Here is a 24,985-nt window from a genome sequence, read left to right as displayed (position 1 = left end):
GCACGCGGCCATCGTGTATACATTTTATACTTGTCCGCTCTGGGCGATAGCCGTCATTCCACCGCCTCTTCATGGAACGCCAGCCTTCCGGCAATCGCTTCCATCCCTTCCAACGGCTGATCATAGCTCCACGCCACATCGGCTTGATCGCCAAACGAGAAATAGCAGGCATCGCCTTTGAAGGGGCAGTGCGTCACGGTCTCGGAGGATGTGAGCAGGTCCATCCGCACGTCGTCATGGGGGATGTATTGCCTCGGCGGGTAGCCTGGTTCGCGGAGTTCGATGGCACGCGTGGTATCGGCCAGCAATGTTCCGTCGAGGGTGACTGTCACCCGGCGATCGTGCGGGTGCAGGGTGATGCGAGGCTCGGAAGAAGCCGTTGCCATGGTGCTTTCCCTTGCGTCTCGACGGTGTCGTTATGGTGTTCTGAGAGTCAGCCTAGTATCCAAGTATGGTTTGTCCCATGCGCCGAATCAACGGTGTGGCGACTCCGTGACGGGATGGCCTCGTTCCGTCACTTGCTTGACGGCCTCGATCTTGAATTCTTCGGTATATCGCTGGCGGCTCATGGGCCCCTTGGTGCCTTCAGTATAATGCCTGGAGGTGTCTACGAAACCCGGGGCGATTCAACCAAACGACAACTGTCTGGCTTCTAACTGAAAACCGGACAGTTCGAAATTGGGTGGCGAATAACACACTACGAGGGCGTCAACACCTGACGCGTGATGAGGCTCACCGGTTGATGCAAGGCGCAATGCTTTAATATTCCACCAGGCCTTCGAGGGGGCCGGCCCTGACCATCACAGCGCCGCTTCGGAGCCAGCGAAAGAAACCGGGATAGCGTCGCGCCCCTCCTCCGGACGCTATAATAAGGAGCTAAAGGCCCTAGCCATACCAGCCTAGCGACCAACAATTGTTCAGCGACGCTAGAATTAACCAACGCCTGGTCCGTATCAATACGTTCCTTCGAAGCTCAACTGCACCTTGAGTGAGTGGTTACGATCCGAGGCCAGATCGAAAGCCTCGGTCGCGTTGGTGTATTCAAGTGTGGAAGTCAACACGTGACCGAGCGCCTCACGTTGCTCCGGGATCTTGGTCACAGCCAGTGCGAACTCTTCATGGAAACGGAAGGTTCCCCGAACAGTGAGTTCACGGGCGCATACTAGCGACATCGGCAATGTCGCCTCTTGCCCCAGGCCAATGGTGACCATAATGCCTCGTGGAGCCAGTGCTCGTAACGCTTGCACCTGAGCAACGGGGACGCCCGATGCCTCGAAGGCAATATCGAACCCTCCACTCTCGGCCACCCTCTGTTCCAGCACACCGTCATGAATGACGTTCAAGGTTTCATCGGCGCCCATCTGGCTCGCTTTCTCCAGAGGGAAATCCGTCACGTCGGTGACCGTGATGCTTTCTGCACCGGCCATGCGGGCGGCTAGTACGGTCAAGGCGCCGATCGGTCCGGCACCAGTCACCAATACTCGTTTACCGAACACCTCACCGGCCTGACGTACCGCGTGAAGGGCTACCGCAAAGGGTTCCGCCAACGCGGCCTCACCTGGGGTGATGTCTGCCTGAGGAAACACGCATTGCGTCAAGGGCACGGTTACCTGCTGGCAAAAGATGCCTTGAGCATGAGGGAAGCGCATTGCCGAGCCATTGAAGACCATATCGGCACACTGATTTTGCCAACCCTTCAGACAATATCGACAGTGTTGGCACGGGCGGCTGGGGTTGATGGCCACCAAACGTCCTTGTAGCGCGGAATCGACGCCCTCACCGACTGTAGCGATAAAGCCGGCGGCTTCATGGCCCAACGTCAGTGGTTCCTTGAGGCGAACGTTTCCAAAGCCTCCAGCATGGTAGTAGTGCAGATCCGAGCCACAGATACCGCCTGCGGCGACCTGGATGGTGACCTCGCCCTTCCCTGGTGCCTCACAAGCCACTTCGTCGATACGTAGATCATGGGGACCGTGGGCCACCACGGCACTTGTCATGTTCATGTCACATCCACTCCGATTGCTCACAGCACGGCCAGCATGCCGCCGTCGACATAGACGATCTGGCCGTTGACGTAGTTCGAGGCAGGGGCTGCCAGGTAGACCACGGTGCCGACCAGATCTTCCGGCGTCCCCCATCGTCCGGAAGGCGAGCGCTTACGTACCCAGCCGTCGAAATCAGGGTCGTTGGCCAAGGGCTGGGTCATTTCAGTAAGCATGTAACCAGGACCGATGGCATTGGACTGAATGCCATATTGGGCCCATTCGGCTGCCATCGAACAGGTCAGTAACCGGATCCCACCCTTGGCGGCTGTGTAGGGAGCCACCGTGGCACGAGCAACCTGACTGGTCAGTGATCCAATGTTGATGATTTTGCCACCGTCACCTCGCTGGATCATCCGACGGGCCGCCTGTTTGCCCATCAGGAAGGCACTCGTCAGATTGGTGTCGATAACCTTCTGCCAGTCTTCCAGAGCTAATTCTGTCATCGGCTTGCGCCATTGCATGCCGGCATTGTTCACCAGGATATCGATTTGGCGATGCGCTGCATCGAAGTCCTTAAATGCCGACTCGATCGACGTTTCCTGGGTGATGTCGAAAGACACGGAATCGGCTGCCAAACCAGCATCACGCAGTTCGCTGACGGCCTCATCCAGCTTTGCTTGGTTTCTACCGTGTAAGATCACCTCGGCACCAGCCTCGGCTAGTCCCTGGGCCATGGCGAACCCCAGTCCACCCGAGGAACCAGTCACCAATGCGGTTTTGCCTGTTAAATCGAACAATGCGCTCATGCATCCTCCTCACTACGACGTACGATAAGATCCGACCGTTCGAACACGGCGGGCAGCAGCTCAACGCCGAGCCCCGGACCTTCCATGGGATAGACATAGCCGTTCTCGATGTTGGGTACGTTTGTTACCAACTCTTGATACCAGCCACGATAGAAGGCCCGTACCGATTCCTGGATCAGCGTGTTCGGTTGGCTGAATGACATGTGAATTGCGGCTGCAAAGCCGATCGGCCCGATGCAGTCATGGGGGGCAAACGGCTTATGGTATGTTTCGGCTAGCGCCGCGATCTTTCTCCCCTCTGTCAACCCGCCTGTCCAGCAAAGGTCGACCATCACTATACCGAGGGCATCTTTATCAAGCATTTCCTTGTAGGGCCAGCGCGAGCCGAGTGTCTCGCTACCGCAGACGGGAACCGAAGTCGAGCGGGCATATTCCCCCAGCGCGGCGGTCGAAGTCATCTTGATCGGATCCTCAAACCAATACGGATCGTAAGGTTCGAGTGCCCTGGCGATACGTTTAGCCGTGGTTAGATTCCATTGGGAATGAAACTCCACCATGATGTCCATGGCATCGCCGACTCGATGGCGGATCTGCTCGAACGGCGTCAAGGCCCTCTTCATCTGTTCCGCATTGATGTCCAGGCCACCAGTTGCCTGGGCGATGGGATCGAACGGCCAGATCTTCATGGCCGAGATACCACTTTCCAGCAAGTTCTCAGCCAATTCGCCCGCGTCCGTCATGAAGGCATCCAGATCCTCGAAGGGCCCCTCCTGCGCGCCGATATTCCAATTATTGACCGGACGGATGTCGCGATTGCGCACATAACCGTAGCCGGCACAGGTGTTGTAGATCTTGAGTTTCGGGCGGCAAAGGCCTCCCAGTAGCTGATGGACTGGCTGGTCACACACCTTGCCCAGCAGATCCCACAAGGCAATGTCGATCGCCGAGACTGCTCGCGACTCGGCGCCGGTCGAGGCATGAGCGAGTGGCAGCGCCGTCATCTCGCGGTGCAGAGCTTCGATGTTCAGAGGGTTGCGCCCCAGCAGGCGTGGCGACAGCGTGTCATGGATGTGTGCTGCGACACTTCCTGCACCATAGAATGTTTCCCCTAGTCCGATCGGCCCCGCGTCAGTATGGATGCGTACCCAAAGCACATTTTCAAACTCTCTAGCAATGATCGTCTCTATCGAGGTTATTTTCATCGACATCTCCAAGCATCAATTCAGATTAGGTAGCCACAGCGCCAAGTCAGGCAAGAAAAGAACCAGCAGCAACACGACCAGTTGGATGGCCATGAAAGGCCATACGGATTTGTAAATATCCATTAGACTTATGTCTTTGGGAGCCACACTCATCAGATAGAAGGCGGCAGAACCGAAAGGGGGTGAAAGAAACGCGATTTGCATGGCGATGCAGAACAGTACGCCGAACCAGACCGGGCTATACCCAAGCTCATTAACGATAGGAATGAAGATCGGTATGGTCAGCAGGACGATACCAATCCAGTCCATGAAGCAGCCTAGGACGAGGAATATCGCCAGCATTAGCACAATCGTCATCAACGGCGACACCCCCGCGTCCAGGAGAAGCGCATTGACGAACTCTCGACCACCGGCCAGGTTGTATACACTGATCAGTACCGCCACGCCGAATGTCACCCAGAGTAGTACGCCCACCGAACGCAATGTCTGCACCAGACTTTGGTGTAATAGCGGAATCGATAGTTCTCCACGCAGCATGATGGCAATCAGTGTACCTACCGCGCCCATGCAGGCAGCCTCGGTGATCGAGGTTATGCCACCATAGATACAGCCGAGAATCAGGGTGATCAGTAATAGCGGAGGAACGAGGCTCTTGAGTAGGCGCACCGGTGTCATGGTTGGTGTGTGCGAGTCGTCACCCTTGACCGGCGCCATAGCGGGATTCAGCCAACAGCGGATAACGACATAAGCCAGATAGCTCAGTGCCAGAATCAATCCGGGCACGACCGTAGCGGCGAAAAGCTTCTGTATACTGACACCGCCGACCAGGCCGAAAATAATCATCACGATGCTCGGCGGAAGCATCGTGCCCAACGAGCCACCAGCAACGATCACGCCAATAGCCATGTTGCGGTTATAATTCAGCCTTAGCATTTGAGGTAGCGCTACCAAGCCTAGCATCACTATTTCGCCGCCTATAATGCCGCTCATCGCGGCAAGGACGACGGCAATAATCAGCGTGACGAGAGCGACGCCTCCACGCACAGACCCCACCATTTGCTGCAGGGCATCATATAAATCCTGGGCAATCGTCGAGCGTTCGAGCAAAGACGACATCAGAATGAATAGCGGTACAGCGGCAAAGGAATAATTGACCGCCATGCCATAGACCTTCTCCATGGCAAGGGCAAGCACATCTGGTCCGAATTGGAACAATGCCAAGAGTGAAGCCACACCGCCCGCAGCAAACCCTAGAGGCACACCGACGGCCATCGCCGCAAACAGGGCGCCCAACAAGATCGCCGAAAAAACTGCCACCGTCATACCCGTTCCTCCTCACCGGCTTCACATCGGCGAACCAAAAGGTTTCTGATCGCAAGAATCGCCATCGTAAAACCGCAGACGACTAGCAGCGGCTTGATTGTCATGGGGATCGGCGCATTCCAGGCAGTGCCGAAACGTTCGGTGTGTATGAGAGCCTTCCAAGCCTCAGGGGCGCCGAAGTAGCCAATGGTCAGGCTGAAGCCCACCATGAACAAGCATTGAATGAGATCGAAGATGCGCTGCAATCTAGGTGGCGCTATGTCATAGAGTATCGAGATACGCAGGTGGGCATCACGGCGCATGACATAAACGCCCGAATAGATATAGGCGATGGCACAGACGTAGAGCGATAGCTCATTGGCCCAAATCGTGGGACTGTGGAAGAAATAGCGAGCCGCAACCTCATAGGTGGTGGCGACGATCACGATCATGAACAGCCAGGCGGGCAAACTGTCCCAACTGAACCTTCCACCATGACCGTGTCTCTGCGTTTTGTTCTGCATGTGAGCCTCCATACGGTCGGATTCGAGCAGAGGGCTCAGGAAAGCAAGCCAAGCTTTTTCATAAAGGCGAGATGGCTGGTTACCATGGCATCAGCGGCATCGCTGCGTGTCGCCCAGTCTTTCCAGACGCTCAGCGCCGCTTGGCGAAATGCCACCCGGTCCTCATCGGACCAGTCGGTGAACGTCACCTCGCTGCCAAGATCTGAAACAACCTGACGGTCCGCCACCATGACGCTCTTGATCAGATCGAAGGCAATGGCTCGCTGCGCCGTGCGAATCACGAAACGCAACTCCTCGGGTAACTGCTTCCAGACCTCGAGATTGATCGCCAGATGATCGGCGGGCATCGAATGGAACCCGGGGTAAGTGGCGTATTGGCATATTTCATAGAGCCCCAGGGAGCGGTTGAGGGCCAACGTCCCAGCATCCGCACCGCTCACGACCCCCGTTTCCATGGCAGTGAAAACCTCGCCGAATGGCATGACGACCGGAGCGGCTCCCAGGCTGGCGAAGATTTCGCTCTCCATTCCGGGGGGAGAGCGAAATTTCCAGCCTTTCAATGCCTCGATACCTGGGAGCGGGACGGTGGAACTCAATGACTCCAACGGTGGGCAGAGCAGTCCAACGCAATACATGTCATAGCGTGCATAAAGCGGGTCGACGATTTCCCTGGCCTCCGGCGTATCCAGCCAGGCATGGAACTGAGCAGGGTCTTCGTAACCACCCATGACATCACCGATGAACTGAAAAGCGGGGTCCTTACCGGTGAGATAGCTCGCCCCGGTCATGTCGATATCCAGCACCCCGGAACCGGCCGCATCAAACGTTTGCACGCCATCGACGATCGCGTTCGAGTAGTGAAGATCAATCTGCAGGCGACCGTTGGATAGGGTCCGACAGAGGTCGACCAGACGTCCATACATGCGGCCTTGGGTAGATGTCTCACTCTTGTTGGTCTGCGCGCGTAATCGATACTCGGCGTTGTCGGTTGCAGCTCGTGCGATGTCAGGCATGAGTCCTGCAGCCAGCAAACCGGTTCCGCTGGACTTGATGAGATTTCGTCGAGTGATCGGTTTCATGGGGCATCCTCATGGTGAGCGTGGCGATAGGCCATCATTGTTCGTTGTCTTGACGCATAAGAAAAATATCGCACAATTTTTCAATATTCCATGAAACTAAGGTTTAATTCGCAAAATATCTCTTTCAGCTCACAGTAGGGAGTATGAGCATGACCCGAACCACAGGAGCGAAAGCTCCATCGCCATCGACCAAAGGACTCTCTCAGGGTGAACAAGCCTATGAGCGCATCGAGTCCCTATTGACCCACATGGAACTGAAACCCGGCGAATACCTCACTCTGCAGGCGGTACAGGATCGCGTCGGCCTCGGCCGGACCCCGATCGTGGAGGCTATTCGTAAGCTTTCGGACGATACGCTCGTCGAGGTGCGAGCCGGACGTGGGTTGAAGGTCACGCCCATCGATCTTGTCAGGGAAAAGAAATTGCTGACCCTGAGAGGCGACATGGAGCGATTCGCCATCCAACTGACTATAGATAACGCGTCTCACTTGCATGTCAGCCAGCTACGTCGTCTCTGTGATTCGCTGGATGCGCTGAGTCAGGAGCGTGAGACGACATTGACGGCACAGGACATCCGTAGCTTCAACGAGCTCGATCATCGTCTGGATGACCTGATCCTCGCTGCCGCCGCCGAGCCTTTCCTGGGGCGGACATTGAGACCCTTGCATACCATCTACCGGCGGCTGGGCTTTCTGTTCCTGACCCATTGCGGGACCGATGAACTCTTCCACCGCAATATCGCACTGCACCGGAATGTGTTGCATGCCATCCTCGAACGGAATTCCAGAGCCGCCTGCGAGGCATCCGATACGTTGATGGACTTTGCCGCAGATATGTTCCCCGCACTCGAACTGACGCTGGACCCTTCCTTGCTCGATGCCAGCATCGAGCCCTTTATGCAATAAGGAACCACCATGAGAGTCGTTTTCCACGGCAAGAACGCCGCGACATTCCACGAAGGCCTGAGCGGCCGGCTCAACATCGATGCCGAACTGATTTGCCTTCCTGACGATGTCACCGAAGAGCATGACCGGCAAGCCTATTCCCAAGCGGATGTCATCGTCGCGACGCGACTCTCAGGCGAGGATCCCCTACCGCTTGATGCGAAGCTATTCCAGGTTGCAGGCGCCGGTATTGATGCCATCGATAGAGCCCGACTGCCCGACACGGCCACGCTGTGCAATTGCTACGGTCACGACGTGCCAATCGCTGAGTATGTCTTGGGAGCATTGCTGAATGCGCAGATTCCATATTCCCAGGCTGACCGCCAATTGCGTAGAGGCGACTGGACTTTTCAGTCGGGCAATCAATTTCATGGCGAACTTAATGGACGAACACTCGGCATCCTTGGATTCGGCCATATTGGCAAGGCCATTGCCCGAGTCGTCAGCCCCCTGGGGATGACGGTTCATGCGGCCAACCGCAGTCCAGTGAATGATCCGTTGGTGAAAGCCACTTTCTCACTGGACGAGTTGCAGGATTTCTACCGAGGCATTGACGATCTGGTGGTGGCTCTCCCCCAGGCGCCTGCCACCGAAGGACTGGTTTCCGATGCGGCGTTCGATGCCCTACCAGCCCATGCACGGGTCATCAACGTTGGTCGCGGAGGTGTCGTCGATGCCATGTCGCTCTATCGAGCCTTGAGCCAAAAACGGATCGCAGGCGCAGTGATCGATACTTGGTATCGTTACCCCAACGCCGACAATCCACACCCCTTGCCGAGTGATCAGCCGTTTCATGAACTGGATAATGTCCTGATGACACCCCACATGTCGGGCTGGACACGCGGAACAATTGAGCGACGCAAGGACGCGATCGCCGAAAACATCAGTCGGTTGGCCTACGGCCTGGACCTGTTCAACGTCATTCCGTGACATCATGGCAGCTCTTCTATCGAGAACAGACTTGCATCGTGCCGGGATTCCCGAAGCGTCGTAGGGAAACGTCACCAAACGATTTCGGCAAGGCATGGATCAACGAACGACCGGTAGCGGGCTGGGGCTTTCCATTGTGACGTAACTGGTCAAACGCCAGAGGGCCAGCCTAACGCTACGCAATCAGCATCATCATGGTCTGGAAGTCTTCCTGGAGTGGCCTAGCCTCCGTTAGCAGCTCGACCGATACTGTCTGGAGAACGAAGGGGGTGCCCCGATCAGCGTCGATGGGTTTCGCCGCATGCTGCACCGACTCAGCCCAACGGCTATGCCGCGGCACAGTCCGATGAATCGGCCGGCTCCTTCAAGTCGCCGGCGGCTGCCTCGCTCTAACCCTTCCAATCCACTGACCCGCCTGGGGAGACATCTCCCCAGCGGGCGGTGTCTCCCTTCCTTTAGCGTAGATGTCGCCTCGATACGCAATGCGATAGTGCGCCTCGTCGTGAATCTGTGTCGCTGAACGCCCGACCGAATCTCGAGCCCTGAGCGGCAGACCCTTGGCGTAACAGGTATGGCCTGATCCGCCTGAGCGGGACTGGACAGGCCATGCGGTCAGTCGGGCGGTTTCGCTGTGCCATCGATCCGCGCCGAGACTGAAATAAGGGAATGGGTACTCATGTGGACCCGACGAACAATCTGGAAACGTTCGTAGCGGTCAGTTCAAAAATCGGGGCACCGAATTCCAGACGTCGCGTGCGCGTTTCATCGCCGAGCCGGAGATCTTACATCAGGCCCCCGAAAAGGCGTCACGGTTGTAATATAACCCGCCCGAACGGTCTGCAGCGTTCAGCGTAGTCATGAGCCTCGACCGCTGAAGCTAAGGGAAATCGCTTGTCCAGGAAAACCGTGAGCTTCGACGCGGCGACTCGCAAAAGCAAGTCATCCACCGTGGCTCTGATCTGCGGCTCGATGAATTTCGTGCCCATGAATACGCCGAACAGCGACTGGTTTGCTTGAAGGGCGGGCCAGAGGTCGAGGGCGAGATCACCTCCTCCGGCATTGCCGACGAACACGAGCCGACCTTCCTGTGCAAGCGCCTTCAGCGAGACTGGTAGTGTCGTACCGACCGGATCGACGATAAGGTTGGCTCCTGCGCCATCAGTAAGCTCAAACACGGCTTGAGAGACATCGTCGTTGCGATGGTCGATCACGTGATCGGCGCCAACCGACAGCAATTTCGGCAACCTTTCGGAGCCGCTCGAGACGGCGATGATCCTGGCACCAGCGTGCTTCGCAAGCTGGATTGCGGCAAGGCCTACACCTCCGGCCGCGGCCTGCACCAGCACCGTCTCACCAGACTGCAGTGCGCCACGCGCAAAAAGGCAGTGATGGGCCGTGCCGAATGAAATAGGCAGAGCGGCCGCTTCCGCAGAACCGACACCGTCCGGAACAATCCAGGTCTGATTTTCGGGAACAGCTCGCAGCGCGGCATGTGATCCATCGCTTGCGAACCCCATCACCCGGTCGCCCACCTTGCGCCCGGTGACGCCGTCTCCCACCGCAATGACGGTTCCCGCAGAGGCATAGCCGACGATGTGGCTGGACCTTGGCGGCGGCGCCAGTCGCCGATTGAGCAGGTCACCGCCTTCAATCGAGATCGCCTCCACATCGATCAGGACGTCCGACGCACTCAGGTCGGGATCGGGTATGTCCTTGTAGTGCAGAACCTCTGGTGCACCACATTCGTCATAGACAGCCGCTTTCATGATCTTCTCCAGCCTGTTTCATCAATATTGAATATTGGGATCATGCATCAGCTTATAATCTTTCACTGCATCCTTGTAATGCTTGACTGCTCAAGGTGCTTTTTTAGTGCTTTCTCATAGCAGGGAATATATTTTTAAAAATCAAGGGTGGGCAGTATTTTTTAGGAGGAAGTGGAGTTCTCCCAGTGTTCTAGCAGCATGTCGATAAACAATTGGGCTGTGCTGGAGATGCTGTGCGAGTTGCTTCTCACTAAACCGATGGTGCGTTGAATGTGAGGTTTGGGAAGCTCACGTGCGCAGAGCGAGTCGTGGTCTGTGCCAGGCATGGTCATCCTGGGCAGGATCGCCACACCCAATCCTGACTCGACCAGGCCAAGCGAAGTAGAAAGGTGCTGGACTTCGTAGAAACTATTCAGCCGGATGCCTTCCGCCGAGAGGGTGTTGTCCAGCAAGATCCGATTGCCGCTGTCCCGGCTCACCGTGATCAACCTGACCTGTTCGAGGTCCGACCACTCGATGCGAGCTTTATCCGCAAGAGGGTGATCGGAACGTAGTGCCAGGACGAAAGGATCTCTCAGCAGAGGCGTGAAGGAGACTTCCGGACTCTGGGCACTGAACATGTTGATGCCGAAGTCGGCCTCGCCGCTGATCACCTTCTCCAGACCTTCCTTGGCACTCACGTCGAGTATCCGGATGCGGATGCCTGGCCAGGCTTCGCTGAAGCCACGAATAACACTAGGCAGGAAATAGAACGCCGCGGTGGGGATACAGGCGATGGTAACCGTGCCCTTCTGGTGCGTGGCCAGCTCGCGAATGCCCAGGATCGACGATTCGTATTCCTCGATCATGCGTCTCGCGCGGGGCAGGAAGTCGGTGCCGATGGGGGTCAGCCGCGTTCGCCGGGTGGTGCGTTCCAGCAGCTCGATTTCCAGGAGATCCTCGAGCTTCTGAATGCGTCGAGATAGTGCCGGCTGAGAGAGATGAAGACGTTGTGCGGCCTCGTGGAAGGAGCCCAACTCTGCGACCAGAATAAAGGCTTGCAAATCAAGGAATTCTAGGCGGTGTAGCATATCTTTTTTCTTGCATAAGGTGAAGTATATTAATAACCATAGCACATTAATGTGTTTTTCGAATTAAATGGTATATTTATTTGCATTTGAGGCATTAAAAGTGCCCTGACATGCTCATATCACACCTTTCAGACGCGATATGGCATGACGATGATGAACAGCATTCCCTGCATGATCATGCGCGGTGGCACCTCCCGAGGCCCCTTCCTGCGCATGAGGGACCTTCCCGACAGCCAGGCAGCGCAAGCCGAGATCCTGCTTAATCTCATGGGGTCGGGCCACGCTCTCCAGATAGATGGCATCGGAGGGGGGGATCCGCTGACCAGCAAAGTGGCCATCGTGGAGCGCTCCTCCGATCCCGATGCGGATGTCGACTACCTGTTCGCACAGGTCGATGTGCTCAACCGTCGCGTTGACTTCAATCCGAACTGCGGCAACATGCTTTCCGCCGTGGGGCCGTATGCCATCGAGACGGGACTGGTGGAGCCCGAGGAAGGGACCACTATTGTCCGCGTACGCAACCTCAACACCCAGCGGCTGATCGAGTGCCACGTCCCGACACCAGGGCGTCAGATCGCTTACGAGGGCGATACGACGATCAGCGGTGTGCCAGGGTGCGCCGCCGGCATTCAGCTCAGTTTCCTGGATATCATCGGCACCAAGACGGGCGCGCTGCTGCCGACCGGGCAGGCCATCGAGACGCTCGATGGCATCGAGGTGACCTGCCTCGATGCCGCCACTCCCATCATGCTGGTCAACGCGTCCGATCTGGGCCTCAGCGGCCGAGAGTCACCCTCTGAGCTGGACGCCCACCCCGCCATGCTCGAGCGGCTGGAGCGGATTCGTCGCCAGGCCGGTCGTCGAATGGGGCTGGGAGATGTCAGCCAGAGTGTCTTGCCCAAGCCCGTGTTGGTATCGGCACCGGTCGATGACACCAGTACGTTATGCACTCGCTATTTCGTGCCTCACCGCTGTCATAGTGCCATTGCCGTTACGGGCGCCATCGCCGTGGCCACGGCCGTCAGTGTCCCTGGCACCGTAACCAACCGGATCGCGGTCGAGACAGGAAAGCTGGAAGCCGATGGTCAGCTGTCACAGGTAAGGCTGGAACATCCTTCCGGGTTCATCGACCTGGATGTCGAGCACCGCAACGGCAATCCCGTCGACATTGCCCGCGTCTCCCTAACCCGCACCGCCAGGAAGATCATGAGTGGGACCATTTTCTACTCGCTTCCTACCACGTCCGGTCGAGATACTCTGGCCTCAAAGGCCAGCTAAGCTCTCCCATCAACAGGACCCTCGTCAACCACCATGACAACGACAACACGCCAGGAGAAATATCATGATGATCAACAAGACTGCAACTTCTAAACCCACGCTCGGAAGACTCAAGAAAGCCGCGCTGCTCGGGCTTGCGATCACCGGACTGGGCTTAACGACCTCTGTCCAGGCTCAAGACGTCGAGGTGCCCGGTAATATCAAGTGGACCATTCCCTTTGGTGTCGGTGGGGGGACAGACGTTTGGGCGCGATTCTTTTCGCCCTGGCTCAGCGAGTCTCTGTCGGGAGAGCCGACCCTCATGATCGATAACGTACCCGGTGGCGGCTCCATCAATGGTGCCAATCTGTTCGCCGTGCGTGCCAAGTCGGATGGTAGTGACTGGTTAGGCACCTCGGCCTCGACACAGTATCCGGTCATGCTCGACGACCCTCGCGTTCGCTATGACTACAGCGATTGGACGCCTATTCTGGCCACGCCGACAGGCGGAGTGGTCTATGCCCAGCCCAGTCTTGGTGAGTCGGCCGACACAGCGTTGGATGCCCTGCTGGAGCAGCCGGTCAAATTGGCAGCGCAGAATCCCACAGGCGTCGAACTTCCGGTGTTGATCGCCCTGGACATGTTGGGCGCCGACGTGCAAGCCGTGTTCGGCATGCGCAGTCGGGGCGAGGGTCGCCTGGCGTTCGAGCGTGGTGAAGCCGATATCGACTTCCAGACAACCTCTGCTTATCTGAGCAACGTCGAGCCGCTGGTGGAGGCTGGCAAGGCAGTGCCGCTCTTCTCGCTTGGGGTGCTGAACGACGAAGGCAAGATCGTGCGTGACCCGGCTTTCCCGGATTTGCCCACTTTCAACGAGGTCTACCAAGCGCGGCATGGCGAGGCACCATCGGGCAAAGAGTATGAGGCGTTCCGCAAGTTCTTTGCCTCCGGCTATGCCCTGCAGAAGTTGATCATGGTCCCCAAGGACACCCCGCAAGCCCTGATCGACACCTATCGCCAGGCGGCCCGTGACTTCGTGGACACCGAAGCATTCAAGGAAGCGGCCGACGCCCAACTGGGGCCTTACACACCGGTTATCGGCGAAACCGTCCAGCGCCACCTTGATGATGCCATGTCCATTAACGATGCCACTCGCGACTGGCTGGCCGACTGGTTGCAGTCGGAGCACGGAGCCAAGATCTAATAAATAGTGGAATACGCCGGCCCGCTGGGTCGGCAGCCCCGGCTCCTCCTGATCACACAATATATGAGCCATACGCCATGCTCGATATTCTTCTCTCCAGCCTGGGGCAGCTCTTCACCCTGTCCCATCTGCTCTTCATGGTGCTGGGCGTGCTGGTCGGCCTCGTGGTCGGCATCATCCCCGGCCTCGGGGGCATCGCCGGCATGTCGCTGCTGCTGCCCTTCCTCTACGGTATGGAACCGACCGTGGCCCTTGGCATGCTGATGGGCCTGGTCGCCGTGATTCCCACCGGTGATACTTTTGCCTCCGTGCTGCTGGGTATCCCAGGCTCCAGCGCTTCCCAGGCGACCGTCATCGATGGCTTCTCGCTGGCCAAGCGCGGCCAAGCGGCACGTGCGCTGTCCAGTGCCTTTCTGTCGTCGATGATCGGGGGCCTCATCGGTGCCGTCATCTTGACCGGCTTTATCTTGATCGCCCGCCCGCTGGTGTTGTCGTTCTCTTCCTCCGAGTTGTTCATGTTGACCTTGCTAGGCCTTTCGATGGTGGCCGTACTTTCCGGACGCGATCTCTTCAAGGGGCTAGCCGCCTGTGGCCTGGGCCTGCTGGTGGGTGCCATCGGCATGGCGCCGGCCACCGGTGAATTTCGCATGAACTTCGGGCTCGACTATCTCTACGATGGCTTGCCGTTGGTGGTGGTGGGTCTCGGGATCTTCGCTCTCCCGGAGATCGTCGACCTACTCGTTAAACGCGGTTCGATCGCCGAGGAGCCTTGTAAACTCGGCGAAGGCTGGCGGCAAGGCATTCGAGATGTTCGTGAGCAACGAGGCCTCGTCGCGCGTTGCGCTGCCATCGGAAGCCTGATCGGCACCATCCCTGGCCTGGCCGGCTCGGTGGTCGATTGGCTCACCTACGGCCATGCGGTGCAAAGCGCCAAGGACAAGTCCGAATTTGGCAAGGGAGATATTCGCGGGGTGATCGCCCCTGAATCTGCCAACAATGCCTGCGCTTGCGGGGCCATGGTGCCGACTCTGCTGTTCGGCGTACCCGGCTCGGGCACGGCTGCGGTGTTCCTGGGTGGTCTCTTGTTGCTTGGGCTGCAGCCCGGCGTTGGCATGATCGAGACTCACCTCGACCTGACCTACACCATCATCTGGTCGCTGGCCCTGGCCAACATCCTGGGGGCCGCGCTCTGCCTGGTTCTGGCACGCCCCGTTGCCGGCCTGACCCGAGTCCCCTTCGCCACGCTGGCGCCTCTGATCACGGTGTTGATCATGTTCGCCGCTTTCCAGGCCACGCGTTCCACGGGTGACCTGATCGCCCTCGGAGCGGTGGGTATCTTGGGCGTCCTGTTCAAGCAGGCGAATTGGTCTCGCCCTGCTTTTCTTATCGGTTTCGTGCTGGCGCCGGGAGCGGAGGGCTACTTCTACCAGGCGGTGCAGTTCCAGGGCGCGGATGCCTTCATGCGTCCTGGCGTGTTGATCATCGGCTCCCTGATCCTTGCGGCTCTCTTCATTCCCTTGCTGCGTTCGCTGTGGATCAAGCGTCGACAGGCCTCGTCGGTCGGCGCCGCTTCCACGGACCGCACCGAACCTTCCACTCTGGGCGTCATCGACGTGGTACTTTTCGCCGCCTTGCTGGGGACGGCAATCGTTGCCTGGCTCGATGTGGCCGACCTGACCTTGATAGGCGGCATCATGCCCCGACTGGCCATCGCAATCCTCGCCGTTTCCTGCCTCATGGAGATCGCTCGTTGCCTGATGCATCGTCCCCAGTGGGAGCATCAAGCCATCGGCCTGCAGGGGCTCTGGCTAGTAGGATTCTTTGCTCTGGTGGGTGCCATGCAGCTACTGGGCTTTATCACTGCGGCGACGCTGTTCTGCCTCGTTTTCCTGTTGGCCATCGCGCGTCTCAAGCCTTGGGTGGCGGCCGTCATGGCGTTTGGCGTCACGGCCTTCCTGGTGGGCATGGCCGAATTCCTGACTCTGACCTACCCGAGCGGACTGATCGATCCCTGGCTGTTCGGCTGAATCAGTCCTGTCATGCACGTCCACCGCGGGCCGACGACCATGCGTGTCGGCGGCCCGCGCAACGAAAGGAGACACCATGAGCACCTCGTCCCTACCGGAGACCCTGCAGACCCTCGAGGCCACCGGCACCACCTACCACTATTACAGCCTGCCGAAAGCCGCCGAAGCCCTTGGCGATGTCTCTCGCCTGCCGATGACGCTGAAGATTTTGCTGGAGAACCAGCTGCGCTTCGCCGCTCAGGAAGGCGTCGAGCGTGAGGACATGCAGGCACTGGTCGACTGGCAGCAGAACGCTTCATCCGATCGCGAAATCGGCTACCGCCCAGCCAGGGTTCTGATGCAGGACTTCACCGGCGTGCCCGGTGTGGTCGACCTCGCTTCCATGCGCAACGCCGTCGAGCGCCTCGGCGAAGATCCCTCGCGCATCAACCCACTGTCGCCGGTCGACCTGGTCATCGACCATTCGGTGATGGTCGACAAGTTCGGCAACCCCACGGCCTTCCGCGACAACGTGGCCATCGAGATGGAGCGCAACCGCGAGCGCTACGAATTCCTGCGCTGGGGTCAGCAGGCCTTCGACAACTTCCGTGTCGTGCCGCCGGGCACCGGTATCTGTCACCAGGTCAACCTCGAATACCTGGGCAAGACGGTGTGGACCAAGGAGGAAGACGGCAAGACCTTCGCCTATCCCGACACTCTGGTGGGCACCGATTCCCACACCACCATGATCAACGGCTTGGGCGTGCTCGGTTGGGGCGTGGGCGGCATCGAGGCCGAGGCCGCGATGCTCGGCCAGCCGGTGTCGATGCTGATTCCCGAGGTCGTCGGCTTCAAGCTCACCGGCAAGCTCCGCGAGGGCATCACCGCCACCGACCTGGTGCTGACGGTGACCCAGATGCTTCGCGAACGCGGCGTGGTGGGCAAGTTCGTCGAATTCTACGGCGACGGCCTCGCCGACCTGCCACTGGCCGATCGCGCCACCATTGCCAACATGGCCCCCGAGTACGGCGCCACCTGTGGCTTCTTCCCGGTCGATGACGAGACCCTCAACTATCTCCGCCTGACGGGCCGCGACGAGGCCCAGGTCGAGCTGGTCGAGACCTACTGCAAGGCCCAGGGGCTGTGGCGCGAATCCGGCCAGGAGCCGATCTTCAGCGACGTCCTCCATCTCGACATGGACGAAGTGGAATCCAGCCTGGCCGGCCCCAAGCGCCCCCAGGACCGCGTCGCCCTGAAAGACATGCCGGCGGCCTTCGCCAAGGTGATGGAGGATGACGGCAAGTCGTTGCCGACCACCGGAAAGGGACGCCTGTTCTCCGAAGGCGGCCAGACTGCCGTGGACGTCGAGGAGAGCTACGAACATCACGACAGCCAGCACGTCGACCTGGAAGGCGAGGCCTTCCGGCTCGACCCCGGTGCCGTGGTGATCGCCGCCATCACCTCCTGTACCAACACCTCCAACCCCAGCGTGATGATGGCCGCCGGCCTGCTGGCGCGTAACGCCCTGGCCCACGGCCTCACGACCAAGCCCTGGGTCAAGACCTCGCTCGCGCCCGGTTCCAAGGTGGTGACCGACTACCTCGCCGCCGGCGGCGTCCAGGACGACCTGAACGAACTGGGCTTCAACCTGGTGGGCTACGGCTGCACCACCTGTATCGGCAACTCCGGGCCGCTGCCGGAGGCCATCGAGAAAGCCGTCGAGGCCGGAGACCTGACCGTGGCCTCGGTGCTGTCGGGCAACCGCAACTTCGAAGGCCGCGTGCACCCGCTGGTCAAGACCAACTGGCTGGCCTCGCCGCCCCTGGTCGTGGCCTACGCCCTGGCCGGCAATGTGCGCAAGGACATCGCCAGTGAACCGCTCGGCACCGGCGACGATGGCCAGCCGGTCTACCTCCAGGACATCTGGCCCAGCCAGGCCGAGATCGCCGAGGCGGTGGAGAAGGTCAAGACCGATATGTTCCGCAAGAAATACGCCGAGGTCTTCGACGGCGACGACGTCTGGAAGGCCATCGACGTGCCCGAGAGCCAGGTGTACCAGTGGTCCGATGACTCGACCTACATCCAGCATCCGCCCTTCTTCGAGGGTATGGGCCGCGAACCCGCCGCCACCGAGGATGTCGAGGGCGCCCACATCCTGGCCCTACTCGGCGACTCGGTGACCACCGACCACATCTCGCCGGCCGGCGCCATCAAACCCGACAGCCCCGCCGGTCGCTACCTCCAGGAGCGCGGCGTCAAGCCGGTGGACTTCAACTCCTACGGTTCGCGTCGCGGCAACCACGAGATCATGATGCGCGGCACCTTCGCCAACGTGCGCATCAAGAACGAGATGCTCGACGGCGTGGTCGGCGGCGAAACCCGCCATGTGCCCTCCGGCGAGCAGATGGCCATCTACGACGCGGCCATGAAGTACCAGCAGGAAGGCACCCCGCTGGTGGTGATCGCCGGCAAGGAGTACGGCACCGGCTCCAGTCGCGACTGGGCCGCCAAGGGCACCCGACTGCTCGGCGTGCGCGCCGTGCTGGCCGAATCCTTCGAGCGCATTCACCGCTCCAACCTGATCGGCATGGGCGTGGTGCCGCTGCAGTTCACCGAGGGCGATACCCACGAGACCCTAGGCCTAACCGGCGACGAGCGCATTTCCATCTCCGGGCTCTCGGACCTGACCCCGGGCGGCAAGGTCGAGGTGAGCATCGCCAGCCCCAGGGGCGAGAAACGCATCGAGGCTCTTTGCCGCATCGACACCGCCAACGAGCTGGAGTACTACCTCCACGGCGGCATCCTGCACTACGTGCTGCGCAAGATGATCGGCTCCGCTTGAGCGCGGCGACCTGAGGGCCGCCGCCCCCTTGGCACCAACGCCCCCGCCCGCCATGATAGTGGCGATCATGGGCTGTGGGAGACTCTCGGGATGAACCAGACACCACGCGCACCGGCACCGCTGACGGATCTGGGCGGCCGCTCCGTGCTCTTCGCGATGGCGGCGGACGCCGAATACGGCCCGCACCTCAGGGAGCGTTTCGTTCCCTTCATGACCGGCGTGGGGCCGGTCGAGGCGGCGGTGGCGCTCACCGCCGTGCTGGCCGAGCTGGAGGCGCGCGAGCGGCTGCCGGACCTGGTGGTGTCGCTGGGCTCGGCGGGCAGCCCGGTGCTCGAACAGACCGAGATCTATCAGGCGACTTCGGTTGCTTACCGCGATATGGACGCTTCGCCGCTAGGCTTCGAGCCGGGCGTCATTCCCTTTCTCGACCTGCCGGCCACCCTCCCCCTGCCCTTGCGCATTCCCGGCATTCGCGAGGCCACACTGTCGACCGGCGCCAATATCGTCTCGGGCGCGGCCTATGACGCCATCGCCGCCGACATGGTGGACATGGAGAGCTACGCCTGCCTGCGCGCCTGCACGCGTTTCGACGTGCCGCTGGTCGTGCTGCGCGGCATTTCGGACGGCAAGGCGGAGCTGCACCACGTCGACGACTGGACGGAATACCTCCACGTCATCGACGAGAAGCTGGCCTTGGCCGTCGACCACCTCGGCGAGGCGCTGGCCGAAGGTCTCGTGAAGCGCTGACGTCCGGCGCATCGGGCCTAATGCATTGTGGAAACGGCAGCGGCGGGTACTGAGCAAACGATAGTGACATTAAAATATCGATAACCGAAAAAAACGATACTATACTATCGGCATGAAAACGAGACACGTCACCTTCAGTCCCCAAGCCTCCCTTTCGCTGCGCCTGTTCGCCGGATTGATCGAGGAGGGGCGGTTACGCAAGGGCTGGACCCGAAACGAACTCGCCGAGCGGGTCGGCGTCGGCGTGGTCACGATGCGGCAGGTCGCCAAGGGTTCTCCCCGGGTGGCCATCGGCACCTACTTCGAAGCGGCTGCACTGGTTGGTGTATCGCTTTTCACCGACGACATCGATAGCCTGCGGCGTGAGCACGATACTCAGTTGGAAAGGCTGACGCTGTTGCCCAAACGCGTTCACCGTCATCCACAAGAGCCTATCGACGATGATTTCTAGCCAACGCGCCTACGTCTGGGTCTGGCTGCCTGGCCAGACATCTCCGGTGGTGGCCGGCCTCGTGGAACGCGACGATCAGGAACGTTACCGCTTTGCCTATGGCCGCCGCTATCTGGCGCGTGAAGACGCGATCAGCCTGTATCCCGGCGAGCTTCCTCTCCGACCCGGCAGCCAGGAACAGGCAGATGGCAAACTGCCCTCATGCCTGCGCGACGCCTCTCCTGATGCGTGGGGACGCCGCGTCATCATCAACCGGCTGACGAACAAGACGGGCGATGGCGCCGATGAGGTTGACTTCAACGAGATGGTCTATCTGCTGGAATCCGGGTCGGACCGGATCGGTGCACTTGATTTCCAGCTCTCTCCCACCGACTACCGACCACGTGAGCATCAGGACACCTCCCTGGCGGAATTGCAGGAAGCGTCGGAGTATGTGGAAGCAGGGAAGCCACTGCCCTTGGCTCTGGACCAGGCCATTCAACACGGCAGCAGCATCGGCGGCGCCCGTCCCAAGGCCTTATTGAATGATCGGGACCGTAAGCTGGTGGCGAAATTCTCTTCCAGTACCGACCTCTACAGTGTGGTGAAGGCAGAATTCGTTGCCATGCGGCTCGCCAGGCTAGTGGGACTCGATGTCGCTCCCGTCGAGATGACCCGTTCGCTGGGCAAGGACGTACTGCTGGTGGAACGCTTCGACAGGATGAGGACCGCTGACGGCTGGTGTCGGCGGATCGTGCTCTCGGCACTCACTCTGCTGGGCCTGGATGAGATGACGGCTCGCTATGCCAGCTATGAGGATCTTGCCCATCGTATCCGGGCAGCATTCGACCAGCCTGGGCAAACGCTACGTGAACTGTTTGGACGCATCGTCTTCAATGTGTTGTGCGGTAACACCGACGACCACGCGCGCAACCATGCCGCCTTCTGGGATGGCGAAACCTATCGACTGACGCCGGCTTATGACATTTGCCCACAATCTCGAACCGGTGGCGAAGCCACCCAGGGCATGTTGCTGCACGACCAGGAGCGCCGCAGCCAGCTCGTCCACTGTCTGACAGCCGCGGATCGGCTCGGGCTCAGCCATGCTCACGCCAGAGAGATCATCGACCACCAACTCACCACGATCCGTGAACAGTGGGGCGCCGTGTGTGATGAGGCCGACCTGAGTCCGGTTGATCGCGACTTCCTGTGGGGCAGGCAGTTTTTGAACCCGTTCGCGCTGGAGTCGTTTACGGAATCGCCGTAGTCATGAGAACGCATCGCCCACCAGAGACAGTAGTGCCACATAGGAATGATATACACTGGCCAGAATCATCGTGATAGGTACTATTATCCAACCCTGAAGGCTTAACGCACTTTTGTGGGGGACGTTCTCGACACCGACTACGAAATATCCTTCTCTGCAGCGTCGTTTGACACCGTCGGGTGCCTTGTATTTATATAGGTCTGATTTTAGATAGATCGGTCTATATAGGAATGACATTCGATGCCAGCTTCCAAGCGCGACCAGTTGCTCGCCACGGCCGAGCGCCTCTTCTATGAACAGGGCTTCCACGCCACTGGCATCGACCGCATCGTGGCGGCCGCCGGCGTGGTGCGCATGACGCTCTACAACCACTTCGCTTCCAAGGAGGCCCTGGTAGCGGCCGTTCTGAAGACCCGCCATGAACGCTTTCTTGACAGCCTCGATGCGGCGGCGACCGCCGCATCGCCGGGCCAGGCGACACGGGCCCTGGTCGATGCGCATGGCCACTGGCTGGAACGGTACAGCCAGCATGGCTGCATCATGGCCCAGGCGATGGGCGAGTTCGCCGAGCACAGCGCCGAGATCCATGCCCTGGCGACGGCCGCCAAGACCGATCTGCTAGCCCGTCTGGAAGCCGCCATGGTCCGCGACGGGCTGAACAACGACCCCGGCCTGGCGCGACGCCTATTCCTAGTGCTGGAAGGCAGCAATACGGCAGTGGCTCTGCTGGGAACGCAGACGGCCCTGGCCGACACCCGGGCAGCGGCCGACGCCCTGCTCTCCGCGGCCCGGAGCGAGACCCCATGAAGACCCTCTCCCCCCTCGGCATGGCGACCCTCGGCAGCGGGGTCATTGCCATCACCTACGGCCTGGCGCGCTTCGTGTTCGGACTTTTCCTGCCCGCGATGCGCGACGAGCTGACGATCTCCGCCACCATGGCGGGAGTGATCGGCGCTCTGCCTTTCCTGAGCTTCGTCTTCGCCATTCTGGCCGCCCCCTGGGTGACGCGCCGCCTCGGGGTTCACCGCGCGGGGGTGGCAGCCGCCGGCCTGGCCGGGCTCGGGCTGATGACGATCGCCCTGGCGCCGTCATCACTGCTGCTGGCCGCCGGCGTGCTGATCTGCGGGATCAGCACCGGGCTGTCATCGCCGGTCATGGCCGAGGCGGTTCACCGGGTCGTGCCGTCCTGGGTCCTGCGCGGACGGGTCAACGCCACCATCAATGCGGGCACCAGCCTGGGGATCGCGCTCGCCATGCCCGCCGTACTGATCTGGGCGGAGGCCTGGCGCAATGCGTATATCGGATTCGCTGTCCTGGCAGCCCTGGCCACCCTGGCGGCCCTCTGCTATCTGCCCCGGGATGACCAAGGCACCTCAGCATCGCGCCCCCGCCCGGCGACTCTGCCGGTGAGCCGGGCACAATGGCTCGGCATCGCCCGGCTAAGCGGTCTGGCCATCGGTATGGGAGGCGTGAGCGCGGCCTACTGGGTCTTCGCCCCCGATGCGGTAATCAACGCCGGAGGGCTCGCGCCGAGCCAGACCGCCTGGATGTGGCTGGCAGTCGGTCTCGGTGGGCTGGCGGGTGCCGGCGCCGGTGATCTCATTTCTCGCTTCGGGCCGGCCGTGAGCCATGCTGCCGGTCTCATGGTAATGTCCGCCGGCCTCGCGCTGCTGGTCATCGATCCCGGCAACTTCGCCCTCGCCATGTCATCCGCAGCCCTGTTCGGCGTCGGCTACATGACTCTGACCGGTTTCCACCTGGTCAGAAGCACCCAGATCATGACCGAGGCACCCTCCTTCGCCCCGGTGATGCCGCTGCTCGCCACCTCGGTAGGCCAGGTCGCCGGCTCCCCACTGGCCGGCTGGCTTGTCGAGGCCGAAGGCCATGTCACCACCTTCATGCTCTTCGCCGCCCTGGGACTCGCCGTCGCCGGACTGGGGGCATGGCTGGGCCTTGCCGTGAACAACCTGAGGGGTGTACACACCTAGAAGCGATAGCCCAGGCTTGCCCAGATCCGCGGATCGCACTGTCGCCCTTCCGATTGGGCGTCGCCTCCCTGCGTTTTCCAGGCGCTGGCGATATCCAGGTTGAAATCCCCTGCCTGGTAACGCAGCCCGACGCCAACACCGGCGATCTCACGGCTCTCGCCCAGCTCCTCACCGCCGTCGGAGGTGCGTCCGGCGTCGTAGAACGCATAAGGCGAGAAGCCCTTGCCCGCGTTGTAACGCAACTCGAACTGGGCCAGCCAGCCACGACTGCCCGAGCCCTCGCCGACCGGATACGCACGCACGCCGTTGGGACCGCCGAGGCTGAGGCTTTCCGAGCTGTCCAGGTCGTCGCGGTCCGCCCACTGTGCGTTGACACGGCCATACAGCTCGACCCCGTGGCCCAGCGCCTGCAGGCGCGCCACATCCAGGTTCACCTTGGTGAAGCCGTAGTCTTTATCAGCCATCACGGGGTCCGAGCGCTCCAGCTTGCCTGGGGTCAGAGTCAAGGCACCGAAGGTGACGCCCCCGCGACCCAGGGCATCGCGCGTGTCGAACTCCAAACTCAGTGGCAACCCATGACTTTCAGTGGCACGCAGGTAGTCGACGAACTCGACCTCATCGTCCAGGTCCTTGTACTGATAGCGCGCGCTGATCGACAGATTGCTACTCTGGCGACGCAGCAGGGGATAGCGCAATTCCGCCGAATAGACATCCGCCGTGCCGGTGTAGCCTTCGAACCCCTGACCCAGCGTGTAGTCGGTGTGGGCATAGCCCAATGCGCCGCGCAAACCGCTGACACCGATCGGAGACTCGTAGCGCAAGTTGCCGAGCCAGGTGTCTTCGCTGCTATACAACGCGGTCAGGCTGAGTTGGTCACCCATCCGAGCCAGGCGGTTGACGTTGATGCTGGTACGGCCACGGTACTCGCCAGAATAGCGGCTGCCGTGGTTATCGGCGCCGACCAACCCGGTGACTCGCTGCGTAGGCCGTACTTCGACCTCCAGCTCGCCGGTACCGGTGCGGCTGCCGGGGCGCATTACCGGCGTTGCCTCCACTCCAGGCAAATCTCCCAGCAGCAGCAATCGGCGCTCCAACGGCGCGGAGGCAATCAGCGTGTCGGGTTGCAGCGGTGCCAACCAGGGCTGAACATCACTGGCCAACGGCTCGGGGCCGCTGGCATGAACGCGATCATAGCGCCCTTCGACCACCTTGATAGTGAGAACGCGACTCCCCAGGTCCTGCTCCGGTAACAGGGCCCGGGCGAACGGGTAGCCCTGGTCGCGATAGAAGCGGCTGATGCGGTTGGCAAGACCCTGCAAGCCGGCCAGGTCCTGTGGCTGATTGGTGGCCTCGCCGATTGCCGCCCGTAGCTGATCGTCGTCGAACACCGTGTTGCCACGAAAACGCACCGCCTTGAGTGTCACCTCGGCACCCCCCGGATCGCCTTCGGTGAGTGGCTCGCCGTCGAGGTCGAGCTCAACGGACGGCGCCTGCGGCGTGACTCGGTTTTCCTGACTTTGCTGCAGCACCTGACCCGCATCGGGCGGGGTCTGGGCGAGAACAGGTGTCACTATCAACAGGGCCAGACTGGAAGCCAAGGCAGCGCGTGACATCGTGTCGTGCTTCATGATCGCAA

21 protein-coding genes and 1 pseudogene are annotated in these 24,985 nt (G+C 60.4%); 11 read left to right on the top strand and 11 right to left on the bottom strand.

Translation table 11 applies throughout. The features are described from left to right. Nucleotides 1-53: 53 nt before the first annotated feature. From FVV99_RS17390 to dctP, 8 genes and pseudogenes are all read right to left on the bottom strand, one after another. On the bottom strand, nucleotides 54-386 hold the full coding sequence (locus tag FVV99_RS17390; protein ID WP_148255394.1) for a DUF427 domain-containing protein: 333 nt from the start codon (nucleotides 384-386) through the stop codon (nucleotides 54-56). A 90-nt stretch (nucleotides 387-476) separates the two neighbouring features. After that, a pseudogene (locus tag FVV99_RS17385) lies at nucleotides 477-569 on the bottom strand (transposase); the annotation flags it as partial. A 384-nt stretch (nucleotides 570-953) separates the two neighbouring features. Beyond that, nucleotides 954-2,003 carry an L-idonate 5-dehydrogenase gene (locus FVV99_RS17375; protein WP_201745145.1) on the bottom strand — a complete coding sequence of 350 codons (1,050 nt, stop codon included), beginning with the start codon at nucleotides 2,001-2,003 and terminating at the stop codon, nucleotides 954-956. Nucleotides 2,004-2,023: 20 nt separating this feature from the next. Further along, a complete protein-coding gene (locus FVV99_RS17370) occupies nucleotides 2,024-2,791 on the bottom strand; it encodes an SDR family oxidoreductase (protein ID WP_148255393.1) in 768 nt (255 codons plus the stop codon). Then, a complete protein-coding gene (locus FVV99_RS17365; protein ID WP_148255392.1) occupies nucleotides 2,788-3,993 on the bottom strand; it encodes a mandelate racemase/muconate lactonizing enzyme family protein in 1,206 nt (401 codons plus the stop codon). The genes FVV99_RS17370 and FVV99_RS17365 overlap by 4 nt, the downstream gene beginning before the upstream one ends. Before the next feature lie 15 nt (nucleotides 3,994-4,008). Further along, on the bottom strand, nucleotides 4,009-5,316 hold the full coding sequence (locus tag FVV99_RS17360; protein WP_148255391.1) for a TRAP transporter large permease: 1,308 nt from the start codon (nucleotides 5,314-5,316) through the stop codon (nucleotides 4,009-4,011). Then, a complete protein-coding gene (locus tag FVV99_RS17355) occupies nucleotides 5,313-5,819 on the bottom strand; it encodes a TRAP transporter small permease subunit (RefSeq protein ID WP_148255390.1) in 507 nt (168 codons plus the stop codon). The genes FVV99_RS17360 and FVV99_RS17355 overlap by 4 nt, the downstream gene beginning before the upstream one ends. A 35-nt stretch (nucleotides 5,820-5,854) precedes the next feature. Continuing rightward, nucleotides 5,855-6,898, bottom strand: coding sequence for a TRAP transporter substrate-binding protein DctP (gene dctP, locus FVV99_RS17350; protein WP_148255389.1), 1,044 nt, complete (start codon nucleotides 6,896-6,898; stop codon nucleotides 5,855-5,857). Nucleotides 6,899-7,047: 149 nt separating this feature from the next. Between dctP and FVV99_RS17345 the strand changes: the two genes are divergently transcribed. Both FVV99_RS17345 and FVV99_RS17340 read left to right on the top strand, forming a co-directional pair. After that, nucleotides 7,048-7,803, top strand: coding sequence for a GntR family transcriptional regulator (locus FVV99_RS17345; protein WP_161599040.1), 756 nt, complete (start codon nucleotides 7,048-7,050; stop codon nucleotides 7,801-7,803). Between the two features lie 9 nt (nucleotides 7,804-7,812). Continuing rightward, complete coding sequence (locus tag FVV99_RS17340; RefSeq protein ID WP_148255387.1) at nucleotides 7,813-8,772, top strand: 2-hydroxyacid dehydrogenase; 960 nt, start codon at nucleotides 7,813-7,815, stop codon at nucleotides 8,770-8,772. A gap of 806 nt (nucleotides 8,773-9,578) precedes the next feature. Here FVV99_RS17340 and FVV99_RS17330 read toward each other — a convergent pair. Together FVV99_RS17330 and FVV99_RS17325 are read right to left on the bottom strand one after the other, a co-directional pair. Next, a complete protein-coding gene (locus FVV99_RS17330) occupies nucleotides 9,579-10,538 on the bottom strand; it encodes a quinone oxidoreductase family protein (protein ID WP_148255386.1) in 960 nt (319 codons plus the stop codon). A 161-nt stretch (nucleotides 10,539-10,699) separates the two neighbouring features. Then, the gene (locus tag FVV99_RS17325; protein ID WP_148255385.1) at nucleotides 10,700-11,608 is read right to left on the bottom strand and encodes a LysR family transcriptional regulator; all 909 of its coding nucleotides are present in this window, start codon (nucleotides 11,606-11,608) and stop codon (nucleotides 10,700-10,702) included. Nucleotides 11,609-11,752: 144 nt separating this feature from the next. Here FVV99_RS17325 and FVV99_RS17320 point away from each other — a divergent pair, with 144 nt between their 5' ends. The 9 genes from FVV99_RS17320 (at nucleotide 11,753) to FVV99_RS17280 (ending at nucleotide 23,349) form a co-directional block, all read left to right on the top strand. Continuing rightward, on the top strand, nucleotides 11,753-12,886 hold the full coding sequence (locus FVV99_RS17320) for a 4-oxalomesaconate tautomerase (protein ID WP_201745144.1): 1,134 nt from the start codon (nucleotides 11,753-11,755) through the stop codon (nucleotides 12,884-12,886). Nucleotides 12,887-12,950: 64 nt separating this feature from the next. Further along, complete coding sequence (locus tag FVV99_RS17315) at nucleotides 12,951-14,069, top strand: Bug family tripartite tricarboxylate transporter substrate binding protein (RefSeq protein WP_148255384.1); 1,119 nt, start codon at nucleotides 12,951-12,953, stop codon at nucleotides 14,067-14,069. Nucleotides 14,070-14,146: 77 nt separating this feature from the next. Next, nucleotides 14,147-16,096 (top strand): tripartite tricarboxylate transporter permease, encoded by a 1,950-nt coding sequence (locus FVV99_RS17310; protein WP_148255383.1) that lies wholly within the window; start codon nucleotides 14,147-14,149, stop codon nucleotides 16,094-16,096. 76 nt (nucleotides 16,097-16,172) lie between these two features. Continuing rightward, nucleotides 16,173-18,917 (top strand): aconitate hydratase AcnA, encoded by a 2,745-nt coding sequence (acnA, locus tag FVV99_RS17305; RefSeq protein WP_148255382.1) that lies wholly within the window; start codon nucleotides 16,173-16,175, stop codon nucleotides 18,915-18,917. A gap of 90 nt (nucleotides 18,918-19,007) precedes the next feature. Then, the gene (locus FVV99_RS17300; RefSeq protein WP_148255381.1) at nucleotides 19,008-19,664 is read left to right on the top strand and encodes a 5'-methylthioadenosine/S-adenosylhomocysteine nucleosidase; all 657 of its coding nucleotides are present in this window, start codon (nucleotides 19,008-19,010) and stop codon (nucleotides 19,662-19,664) included. Nucleotides 19,665-19,776: 112 nt separating this feature from the next. After that, nucleotides 19,777-20,115, top strand: coding sequence for a helix-turn-helix domain-containing protein (locus FVV99_RS17295; RefSeq protein WP_148255380.1), 339 nt, complete (start codon nucleotides 19,777-19,779; stop codon nucleotides 20,113-20,115). After that, nucleotides 20,105-21,361 carry a type II toxin-antitoxin system HipA family toxin gene (locus FVV99_RS17290; RefSeq protein ID WP_148255379.1) on the top strand — a complete coding sequence of 419 codons (1,257 nt, stop codon included), beginning with the start codon at nucleotides 20,105-20,107 and terminating at the stop codon, nucleotides 21,359-21,361. The genes FVV99_RS17295 and FVV99_RS17290 overlap by 11 nt, the downstream gene beginning before the upstream one ends. 240 nt (nucleotides 21,362-21,601) lie before the next feature. Beyond that, nucleotides 21,602-22,168, top strand: a complete 567-nt coding sequence (locus FVV99_RS17285; RefSeq protein ID WP_148255378.1) for a TetR/AcrR family transcriptional regulator — start codon at nucleotides 21,602-21,604, stop codon at nucleotides 22,166-22,168. Then, the gene (locus FVV99_RS17280; RefSeq protein ID WP_148255377.1) at nucleotides 22,165-23,349 is read left to right on the top strand and encodes an MFS transporter; all 1,185 of its coding nucleotides are present in this window, start codon (nucleotides 22,165-22,167) and stop codon (nucleotides 23,347-23,349) included. Before FVV99_RS17285 ends, FVV99_RS17280 begins: the two co-directional genes overlap by 4 nt. Here the strand turns inward: FVV99_RS17280 and FVV99_RS17275 are convergent. Next, complete coding sequence (locus tag FVV99_RS17275; protein ID WP_236645454.1) at nucleotides 23,346-24,977, bottom strand: ShlB/FhaC/HecB family hemolysin secretion/activation protein; 1,632 nt, start codon at nucleotides 24,975-24,977, stop codon at nucleotides 23,346-23,348. The genes FVV99_RS17280 and FVV99_RS17275 overlap by 4 nt on opposite strands. Between the last annotated feature and the right edge of the window lie 8 nt (nucleotides 24,978-24,985).

Source organism: Aidingimonas lacisalsi, assembly GCF_008079445.1.
GTDB lineage: Bacteria > Pseudomonadota > Gammaproteobacteria > Pseudomonadales > Halomonadaceae > Aidingimonas > Aidingimonas lacisalsi.
The sequence above is the reverse complement of the archived record's forward strand: the minus strand, read 5'-3'. Positions and strand labels throughout refer to the sequence as shown.

What these genes read in the sequence shown, in the direction of transcription:
- FVV99_RS17325 (WP_148255385.1), bottom strand. Translation starts at nt 11,608, where the DNA reads ATGCTACACCGCCTAGAATTCCTTGATTTGCAAGCCTTTATTCTGGTC.
- FVV99_RS17345 (WP_161599040.1), top strand. Translation starts at nt 7,048, where the DNA reads ATGACCCGAACCACAGGAGCGAAAGCTCCATCGCCATCGACCAAAGGA.
- FVV99_RS17355 (WP_148255390.1), bottom strand. Translation starts at nt 5,819, where the DNA reads ATGCAGAACAAAACGCAGAGACACGGTCATGGTGGAAGGTTCAGTTGG.
- FVV99_RS17285 (WP_148255378.1), top strand. Translation starts at nt 21,602, where the DNA reads ATGCCAGCTTCCAAGCGCGACCAGTTGCTCGCCACGGCCGAGCGCCTC.
- FVV99_RS17300 (WP_148255381.1), top strand. Translation starts at nt 19,008, where the DNA reads ATGAACCAGACACCACGCGCACCGGCACCGCTGACGGATCTGGGCGGC.
- FVV99_RS17390 (WP_148255394.1), bottom strand. Translation starts at nt 386, where the DNA reads ATGGCAACGGCTTCTTCCGAGCCTCGCATCACCCTGCACCCGCACGAT.
- FVV99_RS17365 (WP_148255392.1), bottom strand. Translation starts at nt 3,993, where the DNA reads ATGAAAATAACCTCGATAGAGACGATCATTGCTAGAGAGTTTGAAAAT.
- FVV99_RS17360 (WP_148255391.1), bottom strand. Translation starts at nt 5,316, where the DNA reads ATGACGGTGGCAGTTTTTTCGGCGATCTTGTTGGGCGCCCTGTTTGCG.
- FVV99_RS17315 (WP_148255384.1), top strand. Translation starts at nt 12,951, where the DNA reads ATGATGATCAACAAGACTGCAACTTCTAAACCCACGCTCGGAAGACTC.
- FVV99_RS17275 (WP_236645454.1), bottom strand. Translation starts at nt 24,977, where the DNA reads ATGAAGCACGACACGATGTCACGCGCTGCCTTGGCTTCCAGTCTGGCC.
- FVV99_RS17280 (WP_148255377.1), top strand. Translation starts at nt 22,165, where the DNA reads ATGAAGACCCTCTCCCCCCTCGGCATGGCGACCCTCGGCAGCGGGGTC.
- FVV99_RS17330 (WP_148255386.1), bottom strand. Translation starts at nt 10,538, where the DNA reads ATGAAAGCGGCTGTCTATGACGAATGTGGTGCACCAGAGGTTCTGCAC.
- FVV99_RS17370 (WP_148255393.1), bottom strand. Translation starts at nt 2,791, where the DNA reads ATGAGCGCATTGTTCGATTTAACAGGCAAAACCGCATTGGTGACTGGT.
- FVV99_RS17320 (WP_201745144.1), top strand. Translation starts at nt 11,753, where the DNA reads ATGACGATGATGAACAGCATTCCCTGCATGATCATGCGCGGTGGCACC.
- dctP (WP_148255389.1), bottom strand. Translation starts at nt 6,898, where the DNA reads ATGAAACCGATCACTCGACGAAATCTCATCAAGTCCAGCGGAACCGGT.
- FVV99_RS17290 (WP_148255379.1), top strand. Translation starts at nt 20,105, where the DNA reads ATGATTTCTAGCCAACGCGCCTACGTCTGGGTCTGGCTGCCTGGCCAG.
- FVV99_RS17295 (WP_148255380.1), top strand. Translation starts at nt 19,777, where the DNA reads ATGAAAACGAGACACGTCACCTTCAGTCCCCAAGCCTCCCTTTCGCTG.
- FVV99_RS17340 (WP_148255387.1), top strand. Translation starts at nt 7,813, where the DNA reads ATGAGAGTCGTTTTCCACGGCAAGAACGCCGCGACATTCCACGAAGGC.
- acnA (WP_148255382.1), top strand. Translation starts at nt 16,173, where the DNA reads ATGAGCACCTCGTCCCTACCGGAGACCCTGCAGACCCTCGAGGCCACC.
- FVV99_RS17375 (WP_201745145.1), bottom strand. Translation starts at nt 2,003, where the DNA reads ATGAACATGACAAGTGCCGTGGTGGCCCACGGTCCCCATGATCTACGT.
- FVV99_RS17310 (WP_148255383.1), top strand. Translation starts at nt 14,147, where the DNA reads ATGCTCGATATTCTTCTCTCCAGCCTGGGGCAGCTCTTCACCCTGTCC.